Raw genomic sequence first — 24,733 nt, forward strand, 5'->3', positions numbered from 1 at the left:
CCTTGCCAACGGTCGACGATGCGCTTGTAGAAATCACCCCAGAAACAGTACCTCTAACCATTGGTGGTGTTTCAGCCACCGGTGGCATTCTAGATAACGATAGCCCAGCTATTGCCGGCATTGAAGTTGGCAATCCGGGAGTGGCGGACGATAACGTCGTTGAAGGCAATAATCTGGTCTTCAACGTGACCCTTAGCACTGCAACAACAAAACCAGAAACCTATGCCTTCAACTTGGGTGGTGGCACCGCATCTACCGCCGATTACGGCACAGCTACCTTTAGCAATGGCGTGACCTACAACGCGACGACAGGTTTGATTACCGTTCCGGCAGGCGTCACTAGTTTCGCAGTGACCTTGCCAACGGTCGACGATGCGCTTGTAGAAATCACCCCAGAAACAGTCCCACTAACCATCGGTGGAGTAAGCGCCACCGGTGGCATTCTGGATAACGACAGCCCAGCCATTGCCGGCATTGAAGTGGGTAATCCGGGCGTAGCGGACGATAACGTCGTTGAAGGCAATAATCTGGTCTTCAACGTGACCTTGAGCACAGCAACGACCAAGGTTGAGACTTACGCCTTTAATTTGGGTGGTGGCACCGCGTCTACCGCCGATTACGGCACCGCCACCTTCAGTAACGGCGTGACGTATAACGCGACGACAGGTTTGATTACTGTTCCAGCAGGCGTCACTAGTTTCGCAGTGACCTTGCCAACGGTTGATGATGCGCTGGTTGAAGGCTATCGGGAAACTGTTCTATTAACCATCGGTGGAGTAAGCGCTACGGGTGGGATTTTGGATAATGATTATGCACCTAATACTAATAATGTTAGCGCTTCGGGGGTAGAGGATCAGGCTGCACCCATTGCGATCACGCTGACAGGTACGGATGTTGATGGCACGGTCGCCAGCTTTAGTGTGCTGGGGCTGCCTGCTAATGGCACCTTGTATCGTGATGTGGCTATGACGCAATTGCTGCTTGCCGGTACCGATTTAGCCGCCAACAGTAATAGTTTAACGGTTTACTTTAAGCCCAATTCAAACTGGAATGGCAGCACCAGCTTTAATTATGCCGCGAAAGATAATACTGGCTTGGTGGATACGTCTCCGGCAACGGCCACGATTAATGTGAGCGGGGTGAATGATGGACCAGCGATTGCCAATGCAAGCGCGACGGTTTCTGAAGAAGGTTTGTTGGGCGGGATTGTTGATACAACGGGATCGCCAAGCGATACCACAAATAGTGCTGTGCGCACAGGAACGATCGCGATTAGCGATCCGGACAGCCCTGTATTAACAACCTCTTTGATTGCGCCAACTGATGTTTTGTCATCGGGTGGACAAGCTCTAGTCTGGACGGGAAGCGGTACGCAAAATCTGGTGGCAAAAGTTGGGACGACTACCATTGCCGAAATTCAGATTGATAATGCAGGCAATTACACCGTCACCTTAAAAGGGCCTATTGATCACCCTCTAAATAGCGTTGAGGACGTGAAGTCATTTAATGTTGGTGTGCAGGTGTCTGATGGTAGCCTGAGCAGCACAGCCACGCTGACGGTGAATGTGGAAGACGATGCACCGGTTGGGCAGAGCAAAACAGCAAATGTTCAGATTCCAAATGTAGATAGCAATTTAATTCTAACGCTTGATGTATCCGGAAGTATGGCTGACCCAAGTGGAATACCAGGCAAAACGAGGCTGCAGGTTGCTAAGGAGGCAATTACTAAGCTGATCGACGATTACGATATCTTAGGTGATGTCAAAGTGATGCTAGTGACGTTTAGTAGCTCTTCGGTGACTCAGCAAAGTGCCGGACAAACATGGATGAGCGTTAGCGAAGCAAAAGTCATTTTGGCCGCTCTCTCTGCTACCGGCGGTACTAATTATGATGCGGCGGTTGGGCAGGTGATGACGCGTTATGACGATGTGGGCAAGATTGCTGGCGGGCAGAATATTGGGTATTTCTTCTCGGATGGAGCGCCTAATCCAAGCCTCGGTTTAGATGCGACTGAAGAGCTGGCCTGGACTAATTTCTTAAACATCAAAGATATTAACTCTCTGGCATTGGGCTTGGGATCAGGTGTTACTGCGACTAATCTGAATCCAATTGCTTACAACGGCACAGGCGCAGGCACGGGGTCTGAGGCAAACGCTATTATCGTTACAGATTTAGCACAATTGCCGCCAATTTTACGGGACACCATTGTTTTACCAAACGCTGGTGATCTAACAGGCGGTGTGATTTCGGGGGCTTCATCAGGCTTCGGTGCTGATGGTGGCCATATGAATGACATTACGGTTGATGGTGTGAAATACACTTTTGATGTGGCCAATAATTCGATTGTGACAAGCGCTGCGGCAAATAAATACACTTTTGATGCCGTGACGCATCAATTAAAGGTAAATACTTTATTAGGCGGGCAATTTGCCATTGATATGGATGATGGTAAATATGCCTACACCCCTCCGGTGCTTAAAACATCAGGCTCTAGTGAAAACATTGGCTTTACCTTAATTGATAATGATGGCGATCTTGATCTGTCTAATAGCCAACTCACCATTAATGTACTGCCGCCAGTTCAAGGCAATACACTGCAACTGACCACGTCAACCTCTGCAATTGCCGACACCAGCCTTGGCCTGCATGGTGAATTCTTTGGATATAACAATGATCCAGATAAAGTGGGTGGCACAACATATAACGTGCAAAGCCAAGATAATACGGTGGGTAATCTTGATAATATCAGCGACATTAGCTCGGTTATTAATGGCCGCCAAGGTAGCAATATTGTTGGTACACAAACCGAAGCCAGCGCAGCGGCAAGTGATGCTACGTTTATTGCCGACTCAATTAAATACGGGGTTGCTCCCGCGGTTACAGGCAATTTAGGCACAAATAATTCGGTAACGGCAGGCTCGGCCATTACCACCGGTAATTTGTATAACTTCCTTGGGGCAAATAATGCGGGGGCGGATACCAATGCCCTTGCCGCAACCAGTAGCTTTGGCAATACCACAGACTCGATTATCCGGATGGTGGGGGGCGCATACTTTGCGGCCGGCACTTACGATATCCGGGTTGGTGCTGACGATGGCTACCGTATTGCAATTGATGGCCAGTCGGTATTTGAATTCAATGCCAATCAACCTCCTACCACGCGTGTGCAAACCGGTGTCGCGATTAGCGAAGGAATGCATAGCCTGGAGATCTTGTATTGGGAGCAAGGAGGCAATGCCGTCTTAAAAGTTGAATTTAAACCATCAGGCACTGCGGATAGCGCGTATGTCACGCTGGGGATTGAAGATATGGCAATCTTCCACGGTACGCAAGCACCTGTGCTGACCGAGCTGCAAGATATTATTGAAGACCCAGCTAATAACGGGCATTACCTGATTCGTAGCGGCCAAGAAGTCTCTGGAACCAACCTCTCGGATACGATTACTGGCTCAGCAGGGCGCGATATTATTCATGGCGGATCAGCAAATGATGTAATCAATGCCGGAGCAGGGGCTGATCGCTTAGATGGTGGGGCGGGGAGTGATCTTTTGGCTGGGGGCTTAGGTGCAGATACCTTCTCTTGGGCTTTGGCAGATAAGGGGGCAGTGGGGGCCCCGGTGATTGATAAAATTACTGACTTTACTACGGCTAGTTATAGCGCAGGGGGCGATAGGCTTGATTTAAGAGACCTGCTACAGGGAGAAAATCATACGCTGGCAACCGGCAATCTAACGCAGTACCTGCATTTTGAAAAATCAGGCACTGATACCATTATCCATGTGAGTAGCGCAGGTAGTTATTCTGGGCCATTTAATGCGGGTGCTGATGATCAGCGGATTATTCTGTCCGGTGTTGATTTAACCAGTAATGGCAGCTTGGCAGACGCCGCCATTATTCAAGATTTGCTTAATAAGGGTAAATTAATTACGGATGTGTAATTAAAAGCATCAAGGCCAGCATTGCTGGCCTTGATGCTTTTATGAGGCTTAATTAATTGAGTGGCTTGCTGGCAATCGGGCCGCTTAGGCCATTGATGCCTAAAGTTTTAAGCATATCCCACTCCCCTTTAGTTTGAACACGTTCAGCAATAGTCAGAATGTCATGCCCTGAAGCAATGCCTATAATGGCTTTCACAAGGTTTTGATTGCCAGGGTGCTGATCAATTCCTTGAATAAAGCTGCCATCAATTTTTAGATAGTCTAATTGCAATTCGTAAAGTTGAGGGATGCTACCAAAGTGGCGGCCAAAGTGTTTAATCCCTACTTTGCAGCCTAATGGTCTAATTTTTTGAGCGAAATTAGCCAGGGCGGTAATTTCATCTCTGAAGCCAAACTCATTGACTTCAAACCAAAGGCGATGCGTTGCGCCTTTATGCTGGCTTAAGATGGCCAGCAGCTCTTCAATAAATTGCTCATCGGCAATCGATTTTGCTTCCAGATTGATCGCCAGCTGGGCTTCGTGCAATTTCAGCTCGCCGCAAGCCAGCCTTACTGATTCCAGATCCAGAGTATTACTCAGCCCAAGGCGGCTGATAAAAGGCATAAATGTGCCTGCTGTGAGCAATTCATTGCTTTCTGGATGCCGCAATCGCAGTAATAACTCGCGGTGCAAGGGTTGTCCATCAATTAAAATGGCCGGGAAAGAAGCCAGCTCAAAGCTGTGGTTTTTAAATGCTTTTTGCAGTAAAGGCTGCCAGTCTTGTGCGGGCAAGGCCCGGTTGGCATTGGCGCTGCTGACATGGCCTGTGCCATTGGCTCCGCTGCTTTCTGCTTGGGCAAGTGCTTGGTCTGTGCCGGATAACAGCTGGCTGATGCTGTCATTGTGCTGATAGGTGGCAATGCCAATCGCCGCCAAGTCATCTGCGTCAGTTAAATCATGGCTCCGTAGCTCCGCCAAGCCTTGGTGAAGCTCTTTGGCTAAATCAAGACCCTGCTGGCGATCAAGGCCGGGGGCAAGCAAAGCAAAGTCTGCTCCATTGAGCCGTGCCACTAAGCGATCAGGCTCTTGTCCTGTTAAAGAGGCTAATTGTCCTGCCGCCATTTGTAAAAACTGATCCGCTCGTTCCCGCCCTAAGCGGCGGTTTACATCGGCTAAATTATGCAGGCGCATAATGAGTAAAATGCCACTTGGCGCGGCCTCATCGTCTTCTAGTGTTTGAGATAAACGCCCCATAAAAAAGTTGCGATTAGGAAGTTGGGTGAGCGGATCCCGGTTGGCTTCACTGCGCAGCGCATCAATGCGTGCAGCCTGTTCGGAAAACATCGTTTTTACGCGGCTCACCATTGTGTTCATGGCGTTGACGACACTTTTTAATTCTTTATAACGTGGTTCTGGAATGGTAATAAAGCGTCGTTCGCTAATCGCTTCAGCCTGTTCAACCATTTGGGTAATTGGTTTTTTTACCCAATTAAGTAAAATTTGTAAACCTGCACCACAAACAAGCCCTGCACCAATAATCCATACAAAAAGACGCATTGCGCCTTCCCACAGTGCCTGATAGGCAAAGCGTGAATGGGCGACGACGGTAATGGTGCCTGCTTGCTTCCAGCCATCGCTGACTTGTGCTTTGCCAAAGGCAATTTGCAAGGGGAAAGTTTTTACAAACCAATTGGGCACGTCATCGGCTTTATCGTTATTTGTTCGCTCTACCACCGTTTTTCCGTGGTTGTCGCTAAAGCGGATCAGCTCAAAGTGGCCGGTATCGAAAAGAGCGGCTACATTCAGTTCGATCGTGGCAGGATCTTTACTTTGTTGCGACATTGAAAGCGCTAAGGAGGAAGCATTATCGTTGCTTTGTGTAAAGAGCTGCTGCTCTAGATAACCACGAGCGGTGTAGACACTCACAATAAAACTACCGGCAAAGGCTACCAAGGTAGCCAGAATAATCATTATCCAAAGCTGGCGAAAGAGTGACATGGTATTTCCCTGCTAGAGCTGGGCATTTATTCGGTATTTCAATGCCCGTTGAATAGAATAGTTTCAAATTTTATAGTGCTGTATTGTGAACTATATATTTAATCTGTTTCATAGCCTTCGGCTTTCATTTTTGAAATTAAATCTTTCCAGCGAGATAGTTTATCGACTGGGCCTGTAGGTTGTGCGGCAGCGCCAGTAAAAATTCCATCACTATTAAAACTAAATACAGGTGTTAAATCAGGCCGGCGTGATGCAGGGCGAATATCATTTAGTAAATTATCAAGTACTAAAGGTTCTGAGTCGGTCGTGGCGTAATACGTAAGAACCATATGCGCTTGGCTAACATTACTTGATGCACCGCCGATTTTAGCTTTAACGTAAGTAAGCCGTAGTTTCTCTTTTGCAACACCTAGTTCTTTTAAGCTGAAATATTTAATGATAGCGAAATCCTCGCAATCTCCAGCGCCTTTGCCTATGGTTTCAATGGGGGTTGCCCAATAATCGGCAGCAGTCCAAACCGTTTGATCGTCGCTAAATTGAACTCTACGATTAAAGAAGTCATTAACACGCTTTAACTTATCAGGCTCAGCAACATTACGTGCATCATTGATCAAAGTTTGCCAGTCACTGAATAGGCGAGCGGGGGCTTGGCCCCAGCGTTGTACTAAGGATTTTTGCAAACGATCAAAGTCAAGGTTAGAAGCTGCAGGCAAGGCGAAAGATAGGCCAACAAAGAGCCAGATTACTTTTTTATGTAAGGGATAGGGAGTGCGCTGATGCATCTGTCTAAATAGTTTTAGGGAGCTATTCTTATAGTGGGTTAATTCACTACGATTGTCCAACTTACAATTATAAATGTAATGGGCGAAAGAATAATGGTAAGGTTATAATTTACTCGTATCAATCAATAAGATAATTCAGCTCAATGAGCTGCTACATAAAAAGTACTACTTGTGAATTACACATGGGATTAATCAATATGAATCTGAAACTTTGCTTTGCCCTTGCCTTGGCATTCAGTGGAATAGGTGTGCAAGCTGCCGCCCCAGCTACTTTGCAAGATGCGGCGGAGCGGGCCATTACTAATAATCCGGAGTTACGTGCTCGCTGGTTTGAGTTTCGCGCCTCAGTTGAGGATGTTGCTGCTGCACGTGGTGGTTATTTGCCACAGGTGGATTTTCAAGCTTACGCCGGGCGAGAGTGGCAAAAGCGGCCAAGCGGCGATACCGGTGGGTTTAATCATCCCGGTGCCTCGCTGACTTTGCGCCAGATGTTATTTGATGGTTTTGCGACAAGCAATGAAGTTCAGCGCTTAGGCTATGCAAGGCTCACTCGTTATTACGAGCTACTCTCTTCATCAGATCAGGTTGCGTATGAAAGTGTGCGCGCCTATCAGGATGTGTTGCGCTATCGGGAATTGGTTGCCCTTGCTCAAGATAATTTCGCATTACACAAAGAAATTTTAGGCCAGATCGAAGAGCGGGTTAAAGCCGGTGTAGGACGACGGGTTGATTTAGAACAAGCCTCTGGTCGTTTAGCTTTGGCTGAATCGAACTGGCTGACAGATTTATCTAATTTGCATGATGTATCTGCACGTTTCCAACGGATTGTAGGTGAAGCCCCTGCTGCCTCATTAGCGCCCGCACAAGATTTACGTGCGGCTTTGCCTAAGGAAGGCAATGCTGCTTTAGCAATGGCTTTAAAACAGAACCCAGGCTTTTTGGCGGCGGTCTCGAATATCCGCTCTGCCCGTAGTGATGCAGAAACCCGCAAGTCAAATAACTATCCCAAACTTGAATTAGTTGCTAAGCAAGCGATTGATAGCGATCGCGATAATATCAACGGCACTTTTCAAGACCGCACGATTCAGCTTAATTTAAATTACAACTTGTTCAGCGGTGGCCGTGATAGTGCACGTACGCGTGGTGCAGTTGAAAAGCTTAACTCGGCTTACGAGCTGCGAGATAAAACATGCCGTGATATTCGTCAAACCACGCAAATTGCCTGGAATGATGTGCGCCGCCTGAACGAGCAAATGAAGTTCCTCGATCAGCATCAGCTTTCTACTGAAAAATCACGTGATGCTTACCGTAAGCAATTCGATATTGGCCAGCGCACCTTATTAGATTTATTAGATACAGAAAACGAATTATTTACTGCTAAACGTGCGGTTGTGGCTGCGGTTTATGATTTGAAAACGTCTGAGGCAGGCATTTTAACGCAGACTCATCAATTGCTTTCTGCACTCAAGCTGGTTCCGTTGGAAGCCGAAATACCGGAAGCGCTTAGTGATAACCAGCTGGATGATGAGCGTGTGCGCTGCAGTGCAGAGATGCCTGCTGCGTACAATATGGACAGGGATGCGGTTATGGCGAATCGCCCATCGCTAGCGCCTGCAGCTGCGGCTCCTGAAGTGCCTAAAAATGCCTTACCCGTGAGCAAAGATCTAACGCAGTTCGGTAATGACCTTGCTGATAAATGGTCGAAAGCTTGGGCAGAGAAGCGGGTTGATGATTACTTAGCGTTTTATGCCGATAGCTTTGTACCAAGCAACGGTATGAGTGTGGATAAATGGAAAGCATTCCGCCGCGAACGTGTAGCCAAGCAGGGCGATTTGACGATTACTCTGGATAAAATGAAGCTGAAGCAAGTAAGTGAGACCCAAGCTGAAGCAAGCTTTAGCCAAAGCTATAAATCTAAGGATTACACCGATGTGGTGGGAAAAACTTTAGAGATGGTGAAGCAGGGCGGGCAGTGGAAGATCAAATCTGAGAAAGTGACTAGAGGTAAGGTATATTAATTTTTTATAGCGCTTAGTTTTTGAATGGGCCTTCTTCGGAAGGCCTATTTTTTTGCCGAGAGCGGCTTGCCCTCTTATAGAGTCAGTTTTTTGATTGATGAGCACTTACGCTTCTTTCCACCGACTTAGTGATCTATAAAGGAATAGCTCGTTATTGGGGACGAGCTACGGAGGCTAGCTCATGGCGGATATCGCAGCTGAATTACAAAACACCGTTTTGATTAATGAGAATATCAAGATGGTGATCTGGAATTGTTTTGAAATTAATTTAATGGGTTTAAACGCGATTTTATTGGCGAAAAGAGCGGGCCGCATGGCGCGGGGCTTTGGGGTGATTTCTGGTGAGTTACGTGAATTATCTTTGCAGTTACAAGGCAGTATGAACCGGCTAAGCAGTGCCAGCCAAGATATGCTGGCAGAATCATCGCACAGCATGATCCAGGACCGGCGCAGTCAAATGTTGGCGCATACCTCCGCGCTATCTACTGAAAACACGTGTTATTTGGCGGAAACACTTGGGCGAAACCGTAAGGCTGCAGATGAGAATTCTGAACGCTTACGCATGGTGCATCAGCGCTTGGCAGAATATATTGATGAAGCTTACCAAGCCTGTGTTTTTGGTGTGGTTATTGCGCGTGCAGCTAGAATTGAATCAGCCTATTCGGGCGAGCATTCGAATGTGCTGGCAGAGCTATCCAATGATTTTGCCCGAAAAGTGGATTCTATCGTACCAAGGTTAGAAGAACTGAGGCGTATCTCTGGGAAGATGAAATGAAAAAAGCGCAAATACTGTTTGAGCAGGACGATCATCGTTGGTTTGCTATTTCACGCGATTCGGAGCGGCCCAATTATTTAATAGATACCAATGAGTACGTGATCAGCAATACGGGTGAGGCTTTAATTACCAACCCCGGTGGCTTAGAGATTTTTCCAGCGGTGTTTTCTGCAGTGAGTACCGTGATTGATCCGCGATTAATTCAAAGTATGTTTGCCTCGCACCAAGACCCGGATGTGGTTTCTTCTCTTGCCCTCTGGTTAGAATTTAATCCAGAAATGAAGTGCCATATTTCTGAACTATGGGTGACCTCTGTACCGCATTTTGGCGGTAAGGCAGAAACCATGAGCCCCATTGCGGATTTAGGGCGGGAGATTGTGGTGGGCAGTGCGCATTTAAATGCAATTCCAGCTCATTATCTACACTCGCCTGGCTGTTTTCATCTGTATGACCCACTGGCTAAGATCTTGTTTTCCGCCGACATCGGCTCTGCATTATTGCCCGAGGGTAATAGTAATTTATTTGTGACTGAGTTCGATCGACATATTCGTTTTGCAGAAAGCTTTCATAAGCGCTGGATGGGCTCTAACACTGCAAAGCGGGCTTGGTGTGAAAAGGTGGCTAGCCTAAAAATAGATATGATTTGCCCGCAGCATGGCTCGGTATACGCAGGTGAAGATGTTGAGCGTTTTATTAATTGGTTTGATGAGCTGCATGTAGGGCTTTTTTGATTGACTAGGTTGAGGAATTTTCTGTGGGGGCTGGAAATGCGTGCATTCAGCCCCCATGTCAATTGCTTAACTAATAAAGCATTCAAGGAAGATGATGAGTATCACTGTTAATGGCGTTGAAATTACCGATGCAATGATCGAAGCAGAAAGCCAGCACCATCAAGATGCACCATCGATGTTGGATGCCACCATTCAAGAGCTGATTTTGCGCGAGCTGTTGCTGCAACGCGCCGCTGGCCTTGCTATTGAAGCGGGCAGCCCGGAAGAAACCATTGGTTTATTGCTGCAAACAGAAGTAAATGTGCCAGATGCAGACGAGGCGGCTTGTCAGGCATATTACGATAATAATCCACAGTCTTTTGTGCGTGGTGAAATGGTTGAAGGCAGCCATATTTTGTTTAAGCCAAGCGAAGAGGTCTCTTTAGACGTGATTCGTGAAACCGCCAATGCGGTTTTGGCCGATGTAAAAGCCAATCCGGAAAAATTTGCAGCGTTGGCTCTTGAGCATTCAGCTTGCCCGTCTGGCCAGCAAGGCGGCAATCTGGGCCAGTTTGGCCGCGGTCAAATGGTGCCTGAATTTGAACAAGCGGTATTTAGCTTGAATGACGGCGAAGTGGCTGCTGATCTGGTAGAAACTCAGTTTGGTCTGCATATTATTCGCGCAGGCAGCAAGGTAGAAGGTGCAACCGTTTCTTTTGATGAAGTGAAAGAAAAGTTGGCCGAGTTTTTAAGCAATATGGCCACACGCCGTGCAATGAATCAGTACCTCCAAACCTTGGTTAATGCCGCCAAGATTGAAGGCTACACCTTGCCAGGCGCAGAGCCAGCTGCTGTTTAAGCTTTTTATAGGCATGCTCTTTTAGAGCAACATTTAATGGCCAGCGATGCTGGCCATTTTTAATTTTGCTGATAAAACAATGTATGGTCATGACGCCGGCAGGGCTTGGATCAAGCCTGAAAAATACTGAAAAGGCATAAATTTTGTAAGTCATTACGATAGATACAGCGATTTTTATCGCAAACTGATGGATAATCAGCCCGTTTCTTTACGGGTTTACCCTTATGGCCGATTTGCATCAGTTTATTGAAGGTTTTCGTGAATTCCAACAGCAGTACTTTGCTGGCGAAACTGCTTTGTTTGACCGTTTACGAGCAGGCCAGACACCAACCACCGTGTTGATAGGCTGCTGTGACTCCCGCGTTGATCCCGCCATCCTGACCCAATGTGCGCCTGGCGAGATGTTTATTATTCGCAACGTGGCCAATTTGGTGCCTCCTTTTGAGCAGGGGACTACCAATCAAGGGGTATCTGCAGCCTTGCAATACGCTGTTACTGTGCTCAATGTTAGTCGTATTGTGGTGCTTGGGCATAGCCACTGTGGGGGTATTAAAGGGCTGATGGATAGCTCGGATATTGTAGAGAAAGATGATTTTCTTGGCCGCTGGATTCATATTGCCAGCAAGGCAAAAGAGCGTGTCCTGCAACAACTGCCTAACGCTGATAAAGCCATCCAGTATCGCGCCTGCGAGCTGGAAGCGATTCGTGATTCTTTAGATAATCTTGAAACTTTCCCTTGGATTAAAGAGCGTTTGGGCACTGATGCACTGAGCGTGCATGGTTGGTTTTTTGATTTTGAGCACGGCGCTTTGCTGGGCTTTGATGATGAAACTAAGCAGTTTCAGCCGCTTGTAAGCGCTTTGCCTGCACAGGATTTTTCTATCAAGCTTTAATGAAGAGTGAGGCAAAGCTGGCCAGCAGCAGGAGCGCTGGGTTGAGCGATATTCCATGCACTCTTTTTAAAATAAGGAGTTATTGCCTTAAAAATGCGTGAAATTTCTCTTAAACCAAGCTTCTCCTCGCAGCTGCAGTCTGAATCTGCTCCACCGCCTGCGTTGCCATCTGCTCAGCGTGTGTTAGGTATTGCAGGCTGGTCGGGCAGTGGTAAGACCACGCTGATAGAAAAACTACTGCCAGAATTAGCGCAACTGGGCCTCTCGGTGAGCGTGATTAAGCATACCCATCATGCTGTGCAGTTTGAGCCTGAGGGCAAAGACACCACACGCTTTCGGGCTGCGGGTGCGGGGGAGGTATTGCTGGCATCGCCTCAAGGCTTTGCCCTGCTGCATCAGGGGGCTTTGCCACTTAATGAGTTGCTGGCCCGCTTAGCACCAGTGGATTTAGTCTTGGTAGAAGGCTTTAAAGCGGCCGCTATCCCCAAAATAGCAGTCTGTCGTGCCGGTTTTCCCGTCTTAGATGATGAGCACATCATCGCCATTGCCAGCGATTTCTCGCCGGATAGTCACCTGCCTGTTTTCGATCTTAACCAAGCTGCAGCGATTGCAGCGTTTATTGCTGCGAGTTGCCATGCTGGATTTTGATAGCGCCTTATCCCGTTTATTATCGCAAGCCCGTGTTTCACAGGCTGCCGAAATATTATCTTTAAATCAGGCCTGTGGCCGCGTATTGGCTGAAGATGTGGTTTCGCAAATTGCAGTGCCTGCTTTCGATAATAGCGGCATGGATGGCTATGCACTGAATGTGGGTGAGGAGTGGCCTGCTTATTTTTCGCTGGTGCAGCGAATTGCTGCGGGTGAAGTGGGGCAAGCGCTGGGCTTGGGTGAGGCGGCTAGAATTTTTACAGGTGCACCTATCCCGGCAGGGGCGAATGTGGTGGTCATGCAGGAAGACTGCCGCTGTGAGGATGGGCTGGTTTATATCACTCAAAAAGTAAAACTAGGCGCCAATATTCGTTTGCGCGGTGAGGATATTGAAGCAGGCACGATGATCCTGCCCGCTGGCAGCCGCTTAAGCGCGGCTGCGATTGGTCTGGCTGCGTCGATTGGCGTGGCGGAGCTATCTGTAAAGCGCCCCTTGAAAGTAGCTCTTCTATCGACAGGGGATGAGCTGCTGGAGCCGGGCCAGCCGCTGACGGCAGGCAAAATATATAATTCAAACCGCTATGCAATTACGGCTTTATTGGATGATTGCATCGTCACCGATTTGGGCATTGTTGCTGATGATGCTTCTTTGACTAGAAATATTTTGCAGCAGGCGGCTAAAGAGCACGATGTGTTGATTACTTCGGGCGGCGTTTCGGTAGGTGAAGAAGACCATGTTAAAGCGGCGGTAGAGCAGCTTGGCACATTAGATTTATGGAAAATCGCTATTAAGCCGGGCAAGCCATTTGCTTATGGGCGAATTGGTGAGTGCGATTTTATTGGTTTACCTGGGAATCCTGTTTCTAGTTTTGTTACCTTTCTTTTATTAGTTCGCCCCTTTTTATTGGCTCGGCTAGCTTGTTTAAATACAGAGCCATTGCGCTTTAAGCTAAGCGCTGCATTTGAATGGAAAAAAGTCGGCAATCGCCGCGAATTTTTGCGGGGCAGATTAAATAGTGAGGGGCAGGTAGAGATTTACCCTCAGCAAGGCTCGGGGGTATTAACATCTGTGGTATGGGGAACGGGTTTAGTGGATATTGCCGTGGGCGAAACGATTAGTGTTGGAGATAAAGTGACGTTTATTCCTTTATATGGCATGCGTTGAATCGGGGGATTAATGCTATGCTGCAATTTATTCCATGTACGTAAGACTCGCGTTAATTACGGGATCTTGATATGAAAGTGAATCTTCGGCGTAGTATTTTACTTGGCTTACTTTCCCTGCTGGCGCTGCCCGTATTGGCAGGTGGTTTTGATTTACTTTCCGAGCGTGATGCCTCAGGTGGTTTAAAAGAAGCGTTGATGCAAGGCGTGAGCAATGCCACTTTGCAATTGAGTAAAAGCGATGGCTTTTTAGCCAATGAAAAAGTCCGTATTCCCTTACCAGATACGATGCGCCAGGCAGAGCCGATTCTGCGTACTTTAGGTTTTGGGCCATCGATCGATGATTTGCAAATCTCGATGAATCGGGCAGCAGAAGCCGCCGTGCCTCGTGCTAAGCAATTACTGATTAATGCGGTTAAAAAAATGAGCGTACAAGACGCAAAAAATATTTTGTTAGGCGCAGATGATGCCGCAACACAATATTTTAAATCGGTAAGCCAGACGCAGTTGTCTGAACAATTCTTACCGGTAGTCCGGCAAACTACTTCAAAGCTGCAGTTGGCTCAGCAATACAATACGCTGGCTGCCAAGGTGTCAGGGTTGGGTTTGCTGAAAGCTGAAGACGCAACGGTGGAGCAATATGTAACACGCAAAGCTTTAGATGGCTTATATCTGGTGATTGCCGATGAAGAGCGCGCGATTCGTCAGGATCCGCTGGCCGCGGTGGGTAAACTCGCTAAAAAAACATTTGGTTTACTGACGGTAGGCCAATGAAATATTCGTAATTTAGGCCTTTAATCAATGATTCGTATTTTATATTTTGCCCGGCTGCGTGATGTATTTGCTTGTAGTGAAGAAGCGCTGCCCCTGCCTGTGCCTGCCACGGTTGCGGCCTTGATTGCTATTTTGGTCGGGCGTGGTGGTGTTTGGGCCGATGAATTGTCGGGGAATAAGGTATTTCGTGTTGCCATCAATCAGGAAATGGCGAGCTTGCATGAGCTGATTCCGGCCCACGCAGAGGTGGCGATTTTTCCGCCGGTGACGGGGGGATGATGTCTGAGATCCGAATTCAAGTACAAAGTGCAGATTTTGATTTTGCTGCCGAATATGCTCGCTTTGATGGCAGGGCCGATATGGGCGCGATGGTCGCTTTTGTCGGGAGGGTAAGGGATTTTGACGGTAGCATTACTACGATGAGTCTTGAGCATTATCCGGGCATGACAGAAAAATCACTGGCTAAAATTGTTGATCAGGCGTGTGATCACTGGCCTTTACAGGCGGTTACGCTGATTCACCGGGTAGGCGATTTACGCGCTGCTGAGCAAATTGTGCTTGTACTCACGGCATCAGCGCATCGCCAGGCTGCATATGAAGCCAATGCATTTATTATGGATTTTCTAAAAACACAGGCGCCATTCTGGAAAAAAGAAGGGAGTGGCGCTTGCCTAGAATGGGTTGATGCACGAGAGAGCGATCAGAGCGCGCTCGATCGCTGGCAGTACTTGAGGGTGGTTTAAGATGATTTTGGATGCTGTCATTCTGGCTGGCGGTGAAGGGCGTCGTATGGGCGGGCGCGATAAAGGCTTGGTTGAGCTTTCAGGTAAACCTTTGGTTGAATGGAGTTTAGAAGCACTATCGCGACAGACCCGGCCTGTGGATCACATTTTGATCTCGGCAAATCGGAATCTGCCCGATTATGCGCGCTTTGGCTCGCCTGTTTTACGCGATGTTTATCCCGGCCACCCCGGACCTTTAGCGGGCATTCATTCTGCTTTACTGGCGTCCCCTGCTGAATATCTGCTGGTTTTGCCTTGCGATGTGCCTTTCTTGCCTGCTGATCTGGTAGGCAGGTTGTTAGAGTGTATAGAGCAGAGCGAAGCACAGGTGGTGGTAGCACGTACACCTGATGGGCAAATCCATCCAACGATTTGCATGTTGCGGCACGATGTATTGCCATCTTTGATGGATAGATTATCGCGGCAGGAGCTTAAATTATCGGCTTGGCAAGAAAGCCTGAAGCTTCAGTATGTTGATTTCCCTGATTTGGCGTTTCCAAACCTAAATACCCAAGATGATTTAGCCGTATGTGCCGCACGTTTATCAGGGGTTGACACCATTCCTATGCCTTACCGGCCCACCGATCAGAATCAAGCTGATACGCCATCGGGGCTAACGCATTTCAACGCTAATGGCGAAGCGCATATGGTTGATGTGGGTAGCAAAGTAGATAGCCACCGCATTGCCCGGGCCGTGGGCGAAATTCGCATGTTGCCCACTACCTTGCATTTAATTGAAACGGGCAGCCATAAAAAAGGCGATGTGCTCGGCGTGGCAAGGATTGCAGGCATTATGGCTTCTAAACGTACCGCCGATTTAATCCCGCTTTGCCATCCGATTCCACTGACCAGTGTGAGTGTCGATTTCACGATTGATCGGGCGGGCAGCCTGGTGCGTTGTGAAGTGACTGCTGAAACAGTCGGGCGTACAGGCGTAGAAATGGAAGCGTTGACGGCACTCAATGTGGCGCTGCTAACTATCTACGATATGTGCAAAGCCGTAGATCGCGGCATGATTATGTCGCAGATTCGTCTTTTGGAAAAACAAGGCGGTAAATCAGGGCATTGGCAGGCTAGCCATACGATTTAATTTTTGTAGTGGTGGGCACAAGAGCTACTGCCCACCTGTCAAAGCGTATCTTATGCAAATCCCAAGAATGCACTTTTGCTAAATGCCACACCAATAATATAAGCAAAGGTGAGTAGTGACGCGATCAAAGCACAGGTGCGGATGGTTTTGGTTTTGCCGCGTTTTAGTGCAATCGTCCCCAATACGATATACACCAGCAAGCCAACTACCTTGGCTCCCAGCCATGCTTTCGGCCCCGGATACATCATCGCTAAGCTTATTGCACTAATTAAAAGTGCAGTATCGATAATATGCGGGGCAATACGAAAGAAGCGTTGTTGCAAGCGTGCAGATTCAGCCAGCATCAGCCCTCCGCGTAGTAAAAATAGCCCTAGTGATAGGGCAATAAACAGCATATGTAGATGTTTTACAGCAAGATATTCCATCGTGAGGGCTCTCTCGTGCGAAAATGGTCAGTTCTGCATCTTAATGACATGTGCTCGTCTTGAGTATTGCGATTAGTTGTGTTTAATCAAAATATGTTTATTTGATGCGCGGTGCCCTTGTGAAAGATGCAGCTTGTCTGCTTAGAATTTCAGGCAAGCATGGTCAGTGGAATGAAAGGATAACAGTGTATGGAAGAATTACGTTTATCAAAGCGCTTAGCCGAACTAGGTCTTTGCTCGCGCCGTGAGGCCGATGAATATATTGCCAAGGGCTGGGTAAAGGTCGATGGCGTGGTGGTGGATGTATTGGGTAGCAAGGTTTTACCTAGCCAGACCGTGACGCTAGAGCCTGCGGCAAAAGCCACTCAAGCCGGGCGCGTGACCATTTTGGTGAATAAGCCGGTGGGCTATGTGTCTGGTCAGGCAGAAAAAGGCTATACCCCTGCGGTAGCGCTGGTGGTGCCGGATAACCATTGGGAGGGGGACACCAGCGGTATTCGCTTTGTGCCGCCGCATATGCGTGATCTTGCCCCTGCTGGGCGCTTGGATATCGATTCGGTAGGTTTGCTGGTGCTGACGCAAGATGGCGTCGTGGCAAAGACCTTGATCGGTGAGAACTCGAATGTTGAAAAAGAATATCTGGTGCGTGTGTCAGGCCAGCTTTCCAGCGAGGGGATGAAAAAGCTAAATCATGGCCTAAGTCTTGATGGCAAGGCGCTGAAGCCTGCTCGGGTAAGCTGGCAAAATGAAAATCAGCTACGCTTTATTTTGAGAGAAGGCAAAAAACGCCAGATTCGCCGCATGTGTGAATTAGTCGGCTTAGAAGTGGTGGGGTTAAAACGGATTCGCATTGGCCGCGTCTTACTGGGTGATTTACCGCCGGGAAAATGGCGCTATCTTGCTGCTTCGGAGAAATTCTAATGTTGCGCGCACTGGTTTTAGTTTTGCTTAGCGGTATGGCTTACGCCACGCCCAATGAAATTACTGGTTCGTACCAATGCAAAGGTGGCGCGTCGTTTTACGTGACCTCTAGTGCCGATATGGCGCAGGTTCGTCTGCGAGTCGATGGCCGCATCTATGATTTGGATGAGCAGCGCAAAGCCAGTGGCGCTGCTTGGGGTAATGGCGAATGGCTGTGGTGGACTAAGGGCAGCGATAGCTTTTTAGAGCGCAATGACATCATCGTTGCTCAAGATTGCCTGAAGAAATCGGTGCATTAATGTTGCGTGTGGATGTTTTATTAGTAGAGCAGGGGCTTGCCCCTTCTCGCACTGCCGCACAAGTGATGATCGCAGCAGGTCGTGTCAGCTGCGCTGGCAAGATCATGACCAAAGCCAGTCAAAAGCTCGCAAAAGATCTGCCACTCTTTGTGGCGAGCGACGAGAGTGATCGCTTTGTTTCCCGTGGCGGGTTTAAGCTGGCGGGCGCTTTAGAGCAGGCCGGTGTGGATGTGGCGGGCTGGCAAGTGCTTGATGTGGGGATTTCTACCGGTGGCTTTACCGATTGCTTGCTGCAAGCGGGCGCGCGCAAAGTAATCGGGGTGGAAGTTGGCCACGGCCAGCTGCACCCAAGGCTGCTTAGCGACGCCAGAGTGGTGCAGTTTGAGGGCGTCAATGCCCGCCATTTAGTACCCGAGCTGATTGCCGAGGTGCAAGACGGACCGCTGCAATTGATTGTGGGCGATGTGTCTTTTATCTCGCTCACGCTGATCCTGCCCGCACTACGCGCCATGTTGCAGCCGCAAGCCAGCGTACTGTTTTTGGTAAAGCCGCAGTTTGAAGTAGGCAAAGCCGGAATCGCCCGTGGCGGCATCGTGAAAGATGAAAGCCTTTACGCTCAAGTCGAAGACAAAATAAAAACAGCCGCGACAGCGGCTGGATTTACAACTCAAAATTACTTCGCTAGCCCAATTACAGGCGGCGACGGCAATCGTGAGTTTTTTATTCATGCTCTTGCTGTGTAGATTACGAGGCGGGATAAACCCCAATCCTATCAACTTAAGCAAACCACGCGGAATATGATGTTTTTGTAGGTTGGGTTAGCTGATTTATTCGCCTATTGGGGCGGATAAATCAGCTAACCCAACATTGAGGTGGAAAAGAATGTTGGGTTACGCGATATATCTGAACTTGGTAAACCTCGCACGCAGATTGCTAACCCAACCTACAAATTCCCTTAAGTTGATCGAATGGGGAGAAACCCCATCTCTCCCTACTTCTTTTCCTTCCCAAATAACTTCTCAGCGTCTTCCACTTCCTTGATTAAAGCGCGTACTTCTGGCTCTTTAAATTCCAAGATTGCTTCGCGGAAGTAATCTAGGCTTTCTGGGTAGGAAAACGCAGCTTGGCGCATCAGCTTGTGGGCTTTGCTGCTATTGCCACTGAGCGTTTCCATAATGGCTTGATCGCTGAGCTGGCTAGGATAAGGGCGAACTTGATTGAGTCTGTCTAAAATCTGTAGCTTCCACGGCATGTCTTGCTTGCTGGCGACAATATAATTAGACAGCGCAAAATCAGCATAGAAATCGATTAATGGATTTTGCTTTAGTTTTTGCAAAGTCTTAATCCGGCCAGCGTTTTCTGCTGCTTTATCGGATGGATCCATAATCGGGTAAATCTGGATGTAGAGCAGGCCACCAAATACTGCGGTAGCCAGCGCTGCAACGCCATAAGTGCCAAGGCTTGCACGCTCTACCCAGTCAGGTAGTTGCAGCTTGCGAGGCGCATCAGAGCGCATAAAGAACAGTGCTAATGCAAAGGGGCCAAGCAGGTGGTAATACCAAAGAGGGTATTCAACCAGACTATGCAGCACCGAAACGATGACCATCGCCGCGCCAAAGATTTTGACTGGATCGTGTTCACGCTTCAGTAAAGCCACAAACATCCACAAGATGCCGCCTGCCATTACCAGAGTACCTGCCAAGCCGGTTTCGGCCATGATATTGAGCAGCGAATTATGTGCGTGGGTAAACAGCACGCTTTCTTGCACAATGGCAAAAGCAGGATTGATTTGCAGGGCAATACTTTGTGATGGATAAGCTGCCCAGCCTATACCAAGCCAAGGATGGGCCAGGAAAGTGATCCACGCTTTTTGCCACTCAACAAAGCGGCGCGAGCCATTGGAATCGAGGCGATCAAGCCCTGTAGGCACTTCATTCTTAGCATGCAGCAGCGATTGCAAAGCATCGTTTACCCAAGGGGCAACAAATTGCATCACTATAATTAGCACGGCGCAGGCTGTGAGCAACCAGCCAAAGCGGCGTACGCTGTCTTTGCCCAGCCATGCCGACAACAATCCAAATACCAGCCATGCACTGGCATACATGAGCGGTGAGCGTGAGCTGCTCCAGGCAATGGCAAGCGCCAGCCAAACCGCTACGGGCCAGAACCAAGTTTTAGGCAGCTCTTTCTCGGCGGTTAACCATGCGGCGGCGGCAAGCCCCCAAGTTAAATAATGGCCATATAAATTCTTTTGCCCTAAATGGCCAAAGATGAGTCGTGGCCCATTTTGTATCAGCTCAATCACCTGCTGTACGGATACCGCAGAGTTGAAAATCGCTCCCGCGAGTAATCCCCAGGCAAAGTAGGTAGCGAGTTGCATTTTGCCAAAGTGATCTGTTGCCCGTGCCAAGGCCCACACCGAGAATGCTGCGGTGAGCGCATAGAGAATAGGCTCGGTGCGATCAGACCAATACAACACCGGCATCAACACCATTTGCAGCGCAATCACTGCTGCCAGGCCAAACCAGATTAGGCTGGCATAGGGCGGGTTGGATTTCTCACGGCGAGGCAGCAGGGTGGCGGTGAGCACCATCAGCACTGCCAAGACTAAAGCGGCTAGCTCGGATGGAAATACTGGATTGGGCTGATAACGAAAAGGAATGCCGCAGGGCACTGCGGCAAGCAAAAACAGCAGGGTTTGGAATATTCGGAGTTGCGGAATCATGGGGCGCTTTCGATAGTTTTCTGGGGAGGTCGGTACAGCCAGCTGGCAACCAGCACACCTGCTTCAAACAATAACCAGAGCGGGATAGCCAGCAGGCATTGAGATACCACATCAGGCGGCGTAACAACAGCGGCGATGACAAAGGCCCCGACGATAACATAGGGACGAATCTCTTTCAGCTTAGCAATGCTGATAAAACCCATCCGCACCAGCACAATCACCAGAATAGGTACTTCAAAGGTCACGCCAAACGAGATAAACATGCCGATGGCAAAATCAAGATACTCACCCGAATCGGGCAGCCATTGCATGGATGCGGGTACAACAGAAACAATAAAGGAGAAGACCACGCCAAAAACGAGGAAATAGGCAAAGCCCACTCCCAACATAAACAATAGGGTGGACGCCAGCACCAGCGGCAAAATCAGCTTTTTTTCATGGGCATAAAGCCCCGGAGCAATAAAGCCCCATACCTGATAGAGGGTGTGCGGCAGCGTAAGCATAAACGCGGCCATCGAGGAGATCTTGATTTGCAAAACAAAGGGTGAGGCAATGCCAATGGTAATCAGTTTTTGATTAGGTAAAACATGGGCAAGCGGGGCCACCATCAGATCATAAAGCTGTTCGGAAAAAGCAAAACAGGCAATAAATCCAACTAAGAAAACCGCAGCAATACGCACAATCCGCGTACGCAGCTCGATTAAATGCACTAAGAGGGGCTGGAGGTTATCCGTCATTGTTTAACGCCGATCTGGCCTGGAGCCTGAAAGAGGAGGTGCGGGAGGAGCGAATAAATCACCCTGAGGGCCGGGTGGAATCTCAACCGTTTTTGCAGCGAGCGCTTGAGCCGCTTGCTGATCGGCTTGAATTGCTTCTTCCAGAGGCTGCGGCTCGGATAAAGCCTGAGCCGCTTCTTCTAAGGGCTGGTGTATGGTCTGGCTAAGCGCTGAGGCTTCGGCACGGATTTCCGCTTCAACCTTGGCTAATTCCGCCAGTTGAAACTCCTTATCCAGATCTGCTTTTACTGTTGAGATAAAGCGCTGTGCACGGCCAAGCAAAGCGCCAGCAGTGCGTGCAACTTTAGGGAGTTTCTCTGGGCCAACGACGATTAAGGCGACGGCGCCAATAACTATTAGCTCGCCAAAACTTACATCAAGCACGGGCCAGCCTTAAGGTTTGTTAATGTCGACAGGTTTATCTTCTGTTTTGGCTGCCGGTGTTTCACCGTCTTTAATGCCATCTTTAAAGCCTTTTACGGCCGAGCCTAAATCTTTACCGATATTGCCCAGCTTTTTGGTGCCAAACACCAAAACAACAATCACCAATACGACTAACCAGTGCCAGATGCTGAATGAACCCATGATGTATAACTCCTATGCTTTATTGTGTGCTGATTTCTGAGATATTCGTGGATAGCGGTTTACCGCCAATAATATGCATATGCAGGTGGAAAAATGTCTGCCCACCGCCGTGCCCAGTATTAATAATGGTGCGATAGCCATCGCTTAAGCCTTGTTCTGCAGCCAGTTTTGAGGTGAGCAAGAGCATTTTACCAAGCAAAGTTTGATGCTCAGCTGTCGCATGGGCTAAAGAATCAATATGAATTTTGGGCACCAGCAAGAAATGCACAGGGGCCACAGGATGGATATCGTGAAAGGCGATCACATCATCGTCTTCAAACACTTTTTTAGCGGGGATCTCGCCAGCCGCAATTTTACAAAACAGGCAATCGCTCATTGCTTATAGCTCCTTGCGAGCGTTTTTCTCATCAATGCCGGAGATGCCTTCACGGCGGGCTAATTCTGCCAGTACATCTTCATGGCTAAGGCCAATATGCTCAAGCAGGACCAACGTGTGGAACCATAGATCAGCAACTTCGCGAACAATATGCAGCTTATCGCCGTCTTTGGCCGCCATAATTGTTTCAACGGCTTCTTCACCCACCTTTTTCAAGATTTCGTCCGTGCCCTTATGAAACAATTTAGCAACATAAGAGGTGGCGGGGTCGCTACCACGGCGGCTGGCCAGTGTGGCGGATAAGCGTTCTAAAATGTCTGCGGAAACCATAGATCTTTATTCCTGATGCAATTCAGAGCTTGATTATATTGCTATTAGGTTACAAGTATGTGGCGAATATATGGAAATCTTGCGGATTTAGCGACGTATCTATCATTTTACTGATACCGCGGTGTATTTTTAAACTGCCTTACCTATCTGCTGTATTTATGGCTTATTTGTAGAGCCATAAATAGTAGACGGATCTTTGATAACTTGGTCTGTGATGACCCATTCATCATTAAGCAGGGTGCGGAAAAAACAGCTGCTGCGGCCAGTGTGGCAGGCAATGCCGCCTACTTGCTCGATTTGGTAAATCAGTACATCGCCATCGCAATCAAATTGAATCGCCGACACGTTCTGAAAATGCCCCGATTCTTCGCCTTTATGCCAGAGCTTTTGTCTGGAGCGAGTCCAGTAATGTGCGGTGTTTTTTTCGGCAGTGAGTGCCACGGCTTCGCGATTAGCATAGGCAAACATCAGCACCCGGCCGCTGTCTTTATCTTGTGCAATCACGGGGACCAAGCCTTTTTCATCCCATTTAATTTCGTCTAACCAACTCATCAGTCGACCTTTATTCTCATTGAGTATTTAATGGACAAGCCTCACACAACCCTACTATCAAGCTAGCTAAGTCATCGTAGGGCGGGTGAAATCCGCCATTTATGTCTAAAAAGCTACGTAAACGGCGGGTTTCACTCCATACGCGCTAACCAAAGTCAAAAGACCTTTTTTAGTGCCTTCGGCACGTTGATTTAGGTGCGGGCGTCCCGCTGGACCTTCCTTTCTTGTGTGGCCAAGAAACGAAGCCAAAGAAGGCCACCCCACGAAACACGAAGGCCCCTTCGCTGCGGACAATCGAGTCGGCGGCGGGCGGGATTGGCTCGCTGCCTCGCTCCCTTGTCGAAACCCCGCCCCGCTTGTTCCTCACTCCGGCGTGTTTCAAGGGGGATTAAGCCCAGTGCCACTCGCTGCGATACGAATCCTAATTGCTGGGTTTTTAAATACTTAAAGCCTAACGTAAAACAACTTAACTCAAGCCTTGTTTCTCTCCGTGAAACTCCGTGTTCTCTGTGCCCTCCGTGTTTCAAGATTTGGGTTTTGCTAGGTAAAACAGCAGCTCACAATCGCACTTCAATTCCCGCTGCACGCATCGCTTCTTTGGCTTGGCGGATGGTGTATTCACCAAAGTGGAAGATGCTCGCGGCCAGTACAGCATCGGCGTGGCCTTGGATCACGCCATCTACCAAGTGCTGCACATTACCGACGCCACCCGAGGCAATCACGGGGATATCCACTGCATCGCTCACTGCACGGGTGAGTGGCAGATTAAAGCCGATCTTGGTGCCATCTCTATCCATACTGGTGAGTAAAATCTCACCAGCACCCAATATCTGCATACGGGTGGCCCATTCAATGGCATCCAGCCCCGTGGCATTGCGGCCGCCGTGAGTAAATACTTCCCAGCGTAATGGTTCGCCCGGCAGGCTGACTTGTTTTGCATCAATAGCCACTACAATGGCCTGGCTGCCAAAGCGATCCGCAGCGTCTTTGACCATTTGCGGATTGGTTACTGCTGTGGTGTTGATACTGACTTTATCTGCGCCTGCGTTCAGCAGGCGGCGAATATCATCAACGACGCGCACGCCGCCACCAACGGTGAGCGGAATAAACACTTGCGCGGCGACTTCTTCAATCACATGCAAAATAATATCGCGCTGATCGGATGAGGCGGTGATATCTAAAAAAGTGATTTCGTCTGCACCCTGAGCATCGTATTTCTTGGCAATTTCAACCGGGTCGCCTGCATCGCGCAGGCCCACAAAATTGATACCTTTTACAACACGGCCAGCGGTGACGTCGAGGCAGGGGATAATACGTTTTGCGAGAGGCATGA

The 24,733-nt window shown here is 48.6% G+C and carries 26 protein-coding genes; 15 read left to right on the forward strand and 11 right to left on the reverse strand.

Translation table 11 applies throughout. The annotated features are described in order from the left end of the window. Positions 1 to 3,938, forward strand: a 3,938-nt coding sequence (locus tag ACFQNF_RS11230) for a type I secretion C-terminal target domain-containing protein (protein WP_380188063.1), incomplete at its 5' end; no start/stop codon positions are given. 52 nt (positions 3,939 to 3,990) lie between these two features. Here ACFQNF_RS11230 and ACFQNF_RS11235 read toward each other — a convergent pair. Then, a complete protein-coding gene (locus ACFQNF_RS11235) occupies positions 3,991 to 5,916 on the reverse strand; it encodes a bifunctional diguanylate cyclase/phosphodiesterase (RefSeq protein ID WP_380188064.1) in 1,926 nt (641 codons plus the stop codon). Between the two features lie 98 nt (positions 5,917 to 6,014). Beyond that, positions 6,015 to 6,758, reverse strand: coding sequence for a transglutaminase-like cysteine peptidase (locus ACFQNF_RS11240; RefSeq protein ID WP_380188065.1), 744 nt, complete (start codon positions 6,756 to 6,758; stop codon positions 6,015 to 6,017). Between the two features lie 137 nt (positions 6,759 to 6,895). Between ACFQNF_RS11240 and ACFQNF_RS11245 the strand changes: the two genes are divergently transcribed. From ACFQNF_RS11245 to moaC, 11 genes are all read left to right on the forward strand, one after another. Further along, positions 6,896 to 8,716, forward strand: coding sequence for a TolC family outer membrane protein (locus ACFQNF_RS11245; protein ID WP_380188066.1), 1,821 nt, complete (start codon positions 6,896 to 6,898; stop codon positions 8,714 to 8,716). A 181-nt stretch (positions 8,717 to 8,897) separates the two neighbouring features. Beyond that, a complete protein-coding gene (locus tag ACFQNF_RS11250; RefSeq protein ID WP_380188067.1) occupies positions 8,898 to 9,491 on the forward strand; it encodes a hypothetical protein in 594 nt (197 codons plus the stop codon). Further along, positions 9,488 to 10,222 carry an oxygen-binding di-iron domain-containing protein gene (locus tag ACFQNF_RS11255; protein WP_380188068.1) on the forward strand — a complete coding sequence of 245 codons (735 nt, stop codon included), beginning with the start codon at positions 9,488 to 9,490 and terminating at the stop codon, positions 10,220 to 10,222. Before ACFQNF_RS11250 ends, ACFQNF_RS11255 begins: the two co-directional genes overlap by 4 nt. 94 nt (positions 10,223 to 10,316) lie before the next feature. Beyond that, positions 10,317 to 11,060 (forward strand): peptidylprolyl isomerase, encoded by a 744-nt coding sequence (locus ACFQNF_RS11260; RefSeq protein WP_380188069.1) that lies wholly within the window; start codon positions 10,317 to 10,319, stop codon positions 11,058 to 11,060. A gap of 224 nt (positions 11,061 to 11,284) precedes the next feature. Next, on the forward strand, positions 11,285 to 11,953 hold the full coding sequence (locus ACFQNF_RS11265) for a carbonic anhydrase (protein ID WP_046351630.1): 669 nt from the start codon (positions 11,285 to 11,287) through the stop codon (positions 11,951 to 11,953). A 93-nt stretch (positions 11,954 to 12,046) separates the two neighbouring features. Further along, a complete protein-coding gene (mobB, locus tag ACFQNF_RS11270; RefSeq protein WP_380188070.1) occupies positions 12,047 to 12,601 on the forward strand; it encodes a molybdopterin-guanine dinucleotide biosynthesis protein B in 555 nt (184 codons plus the stop codon). Next, on the forward strand, positions 12,561 to 13,766 hold the full coding sequence (locus tag ACFQNF_RS11275; RefSeq protein WP_380188071.1) for a molybdopterin molybdotransferase MoeA: 1,206 nt from the start codon (positions 12,561 to 12,563) through the stop codon (positions 13,764 to 13,766). Before mobB ends, ACFQNF_RS11275 begins: the two co-directional genes overlap by 41 nt. A gap of 71 nt (positions 13,767 to 13,837) precedes the next feature. Next, positions 13,838 to 14,539, forward strand: a complete 702-nt coding sequence (locus tag ACFQNF_RS11280) for a DUF4197 domain-containing protein (protein ID WP_380188072.1) — start codon at positions 13,838 to 13,840, stop codon at positions 14,537 to 14,539. Between the two features lie 27 nt (positions 14,540 to 14,566). Beyond that, positions 14,567 to 14,818 carry a MoaD/ThiS family protein gene (locus ACFQNF_RS11285; RefSeq protein ID WP_380188073.1) on the forward strand — a complete coding sequence of 84 codons (252 nt, stop codon included), beginning with the start codon at positions 14,567 to 14,569 and terminating at the stop codon, positions 14,816 to 14,818. Then, the gene (gene moaE, locus ACFQNF_RS11290) at positions 14,815 to 15,282 is read left to right on the forward strand and encodes a molybdopterin synthase catalytic subunit MoaE (protein WP_380188074.1); all 468 of its coding nucleotides are present in this window, start codon (positions 14,815 to 14,817) and stop codon (positions 15,280 to 15,282) included. Before ACFQNF_RS11285 ends, moaE begins: the two co-directional genes overlap by 4 nt. A 1-nt stretch (position 15,283) precedes the next feature. Next, complete coding sequence (gene moaC, locus ACFQNF_RS20840) at positions 15,284 to 16,411, forward strand: cyclic pyranopterin monophosphate synthase MoaC (RefSeq protein ID WP_465262212.1); 1,128 nt, start codon at positions 15,284 to 15,286, stop codon at positions 16,409 to 16,411. Between the two features lie 50 nt (positions 16,412 to 16,461). Here the strand turns inward: moaC and ACFQNF_RS11305 are convergent, their stop codons facing one another. Then, on the reverse strand, positions 16,462 to 16,836 hold the full coding sequence (locus ACFQNF_RS11305; RefSeq protein WP_380188075.1) for a SirB2 family protein: 375 nt from the start codon (positions 16,834 to 16,836) through the stop codon (positions 16,462 to 16,464). Between the two features lie 189 nt (positions 16,837 to 17,025). Here ACFQNF_RS11305 and ACFQNF_RS11310 point away from each other — a divergent pair, with 189 nt between their 5' ends. Genes ACFQNF_RS11310 through ACFQNF_RS11320 form a run of 3 tightly spaced genes read left to right on the forward strand, consistent with a single transcriptional unit; the run spans position 17,026 to position 18,799 of the window. Beyond that, the gene (locus ACFQNF_RS11310) at positions 17,026 to 17,757 is read left to right on the forward strand and encodes a pseudouridine synthase (RefSeq protein WP_046351636.1); all 732 of its coding nucleotides are present in this window, start codon (positions 17,026 to 17,028) and stop codon (positions 17,755 to 17,757) included. Continuing rightward, positions 17,757 to 18,056, forward strand: coding sequence for an MliC family protein (locus tag ACFQNF_RS11315; RefSeq protein ID WP_380188076.1), 300 nt, complete (start codon positions 17,757 to 17,759; stop codon positions 18,054 to 18,056). The genes ACFQNF_RS11310 and ACFQNF_RS11315 overlap by 1 nt, the downstream gene beginning before the upstream one ends. After that, the gene (locus ACFQNF_RS11320; protein ID WP_380188077.1) at positions 18,056 to 18,799 is read left to right on the forward strand and encodes a TlyA family RNA methyltransferase; all 744 of its coding nucleotides are present in this window, start codon (positions 18,056 to 18,058) and stop codon (positions 18,797 to 18,799) included. The genes ACFQNF_RS11315 and ACFQNF_RS11320 overlap by 1 nt, the downstream gene beginning before the upstream one ends. A gap of 248 nt (positions 18,800 to 19,047) precedes the next feature. On the opposite strand, the gene ACFQNF_RS11325 is transcribed toward ACFQNF_RS11320, so the two are convergent. The 8 genes from ACFQNF_RS11325 to hisF form a co-directional block, all read right to left on the reverse strand. Continuing rightward, positions 19,048 to 20,781, reverse strand: coding sequence for a Wzy polymerase domain-containing protein (locus tag ACFQNF_RS11325; protein ID WP_380188078.1), 1,734 nt, complete (start codon positions 20,779 to 20,781; stop codon positions 19,048 to 19,050). Then, complete coding sequence (gene tatC / locus ACFQNF_RS11330; RefSeq protein ID WP_046351640.1) at positions 20,778 to 21,518, reverse strand: twin-arginine translocase subunit TatC; 741 nt, start codon at positions 21,516 to 21,518, stop codon at positions 20,778 to 20,780. The genes ACFQNF_RS11325 and tatC overlap by 4 nt, the downstream gene beginning before the upstream one ends. A 3-nt stretch (positions 21,519 to 21,521) precedes the next feature. Continuing rightward, positions 21,522 to 21,941, reverse strand: coding sequence for a Sec-independent protein translocase protein TatB (gene tatB, locus ACFQNF_RS11335; RefSeq protein ID WP_380188079.1), 420 nt, complete (start codon positions 21,939 to 21,941; stop codon positions 21,522 to 21,524). Between the two features lie 9 nt (positions 21,942 to 21,950). Next, entirely contained in the window at positions 21,951 to 22,142 is a 192-nt protein-coding gene (gene tatA / locus ACFQNF_RS11340) for a Sec-independent protein translocase subunit TatA (protein WP_046351641.1), read from the reverse strand. 19 nt (positions 22,143 to 22,161) lie between these two features. Beyond that, positions 22,162 to 22,518, reverse strand: coding sequence for a histidine triad nucleotide-binding protein (locus ACFQNF_RS11345; protein ID WP_380188080.1), 357 nt, complete (start codon positions 22,516 to 22,518; stop codon positions 22,162 to 22,164). 3 nt (positions 22,519 to 22,521) lie between these two features. After that, positions 22,522 to 22,848 (reverse strand): phosphoribosyl-ATP diphosphatase, encoded by a 327-nt coding sequence (locus tag ACFQNF_RS11350; RefSeq protein WP_046351643.1) that lies wholly within the window; start codon positions 22,846 to 22,848, stop codon positions 22,522 to 22,524. 156 nt (positions 22,849 to 23,004) lie between these two features. Further along, entirely contained in the window at positions 23,005 to 23,400 is a 396-nt protein-coding gene (gene hisI, locus ACFQNF_RS11355) for a phosphoribosyl-AMP cyclohydrolase (RefSeq protein ID WP_380188081.1), read from the reverse strand. A 557-nt stretch (positions 23,401 to 23,957) separates the two neighbouring features. Next, on the reverse strand, positions 23,958 to 24,731 hold the full coding sequence (gene hisF / locus ACFQNF_RS11360; protein WP_046351645.1) for an imidazole glycerol phosphate synthase subunit HisF: 774 nt from the start codon (positions 24,729 to 24,731) through the stop codon (positions 23,958 to 23,960). Positions 24,732 to 24,733: the final 2 nt, after the last annotated feature.

The sequence above is a fragment of the Iodobacter arcticus genome (genome assembly GCF_042664895.1).
GTDB lineage: Bacteria > Pseudomonadota > Gammaproteobacteria > Burkholderiales > Chitinibacteraceae > Iodobacter > Iodobacter arcticus.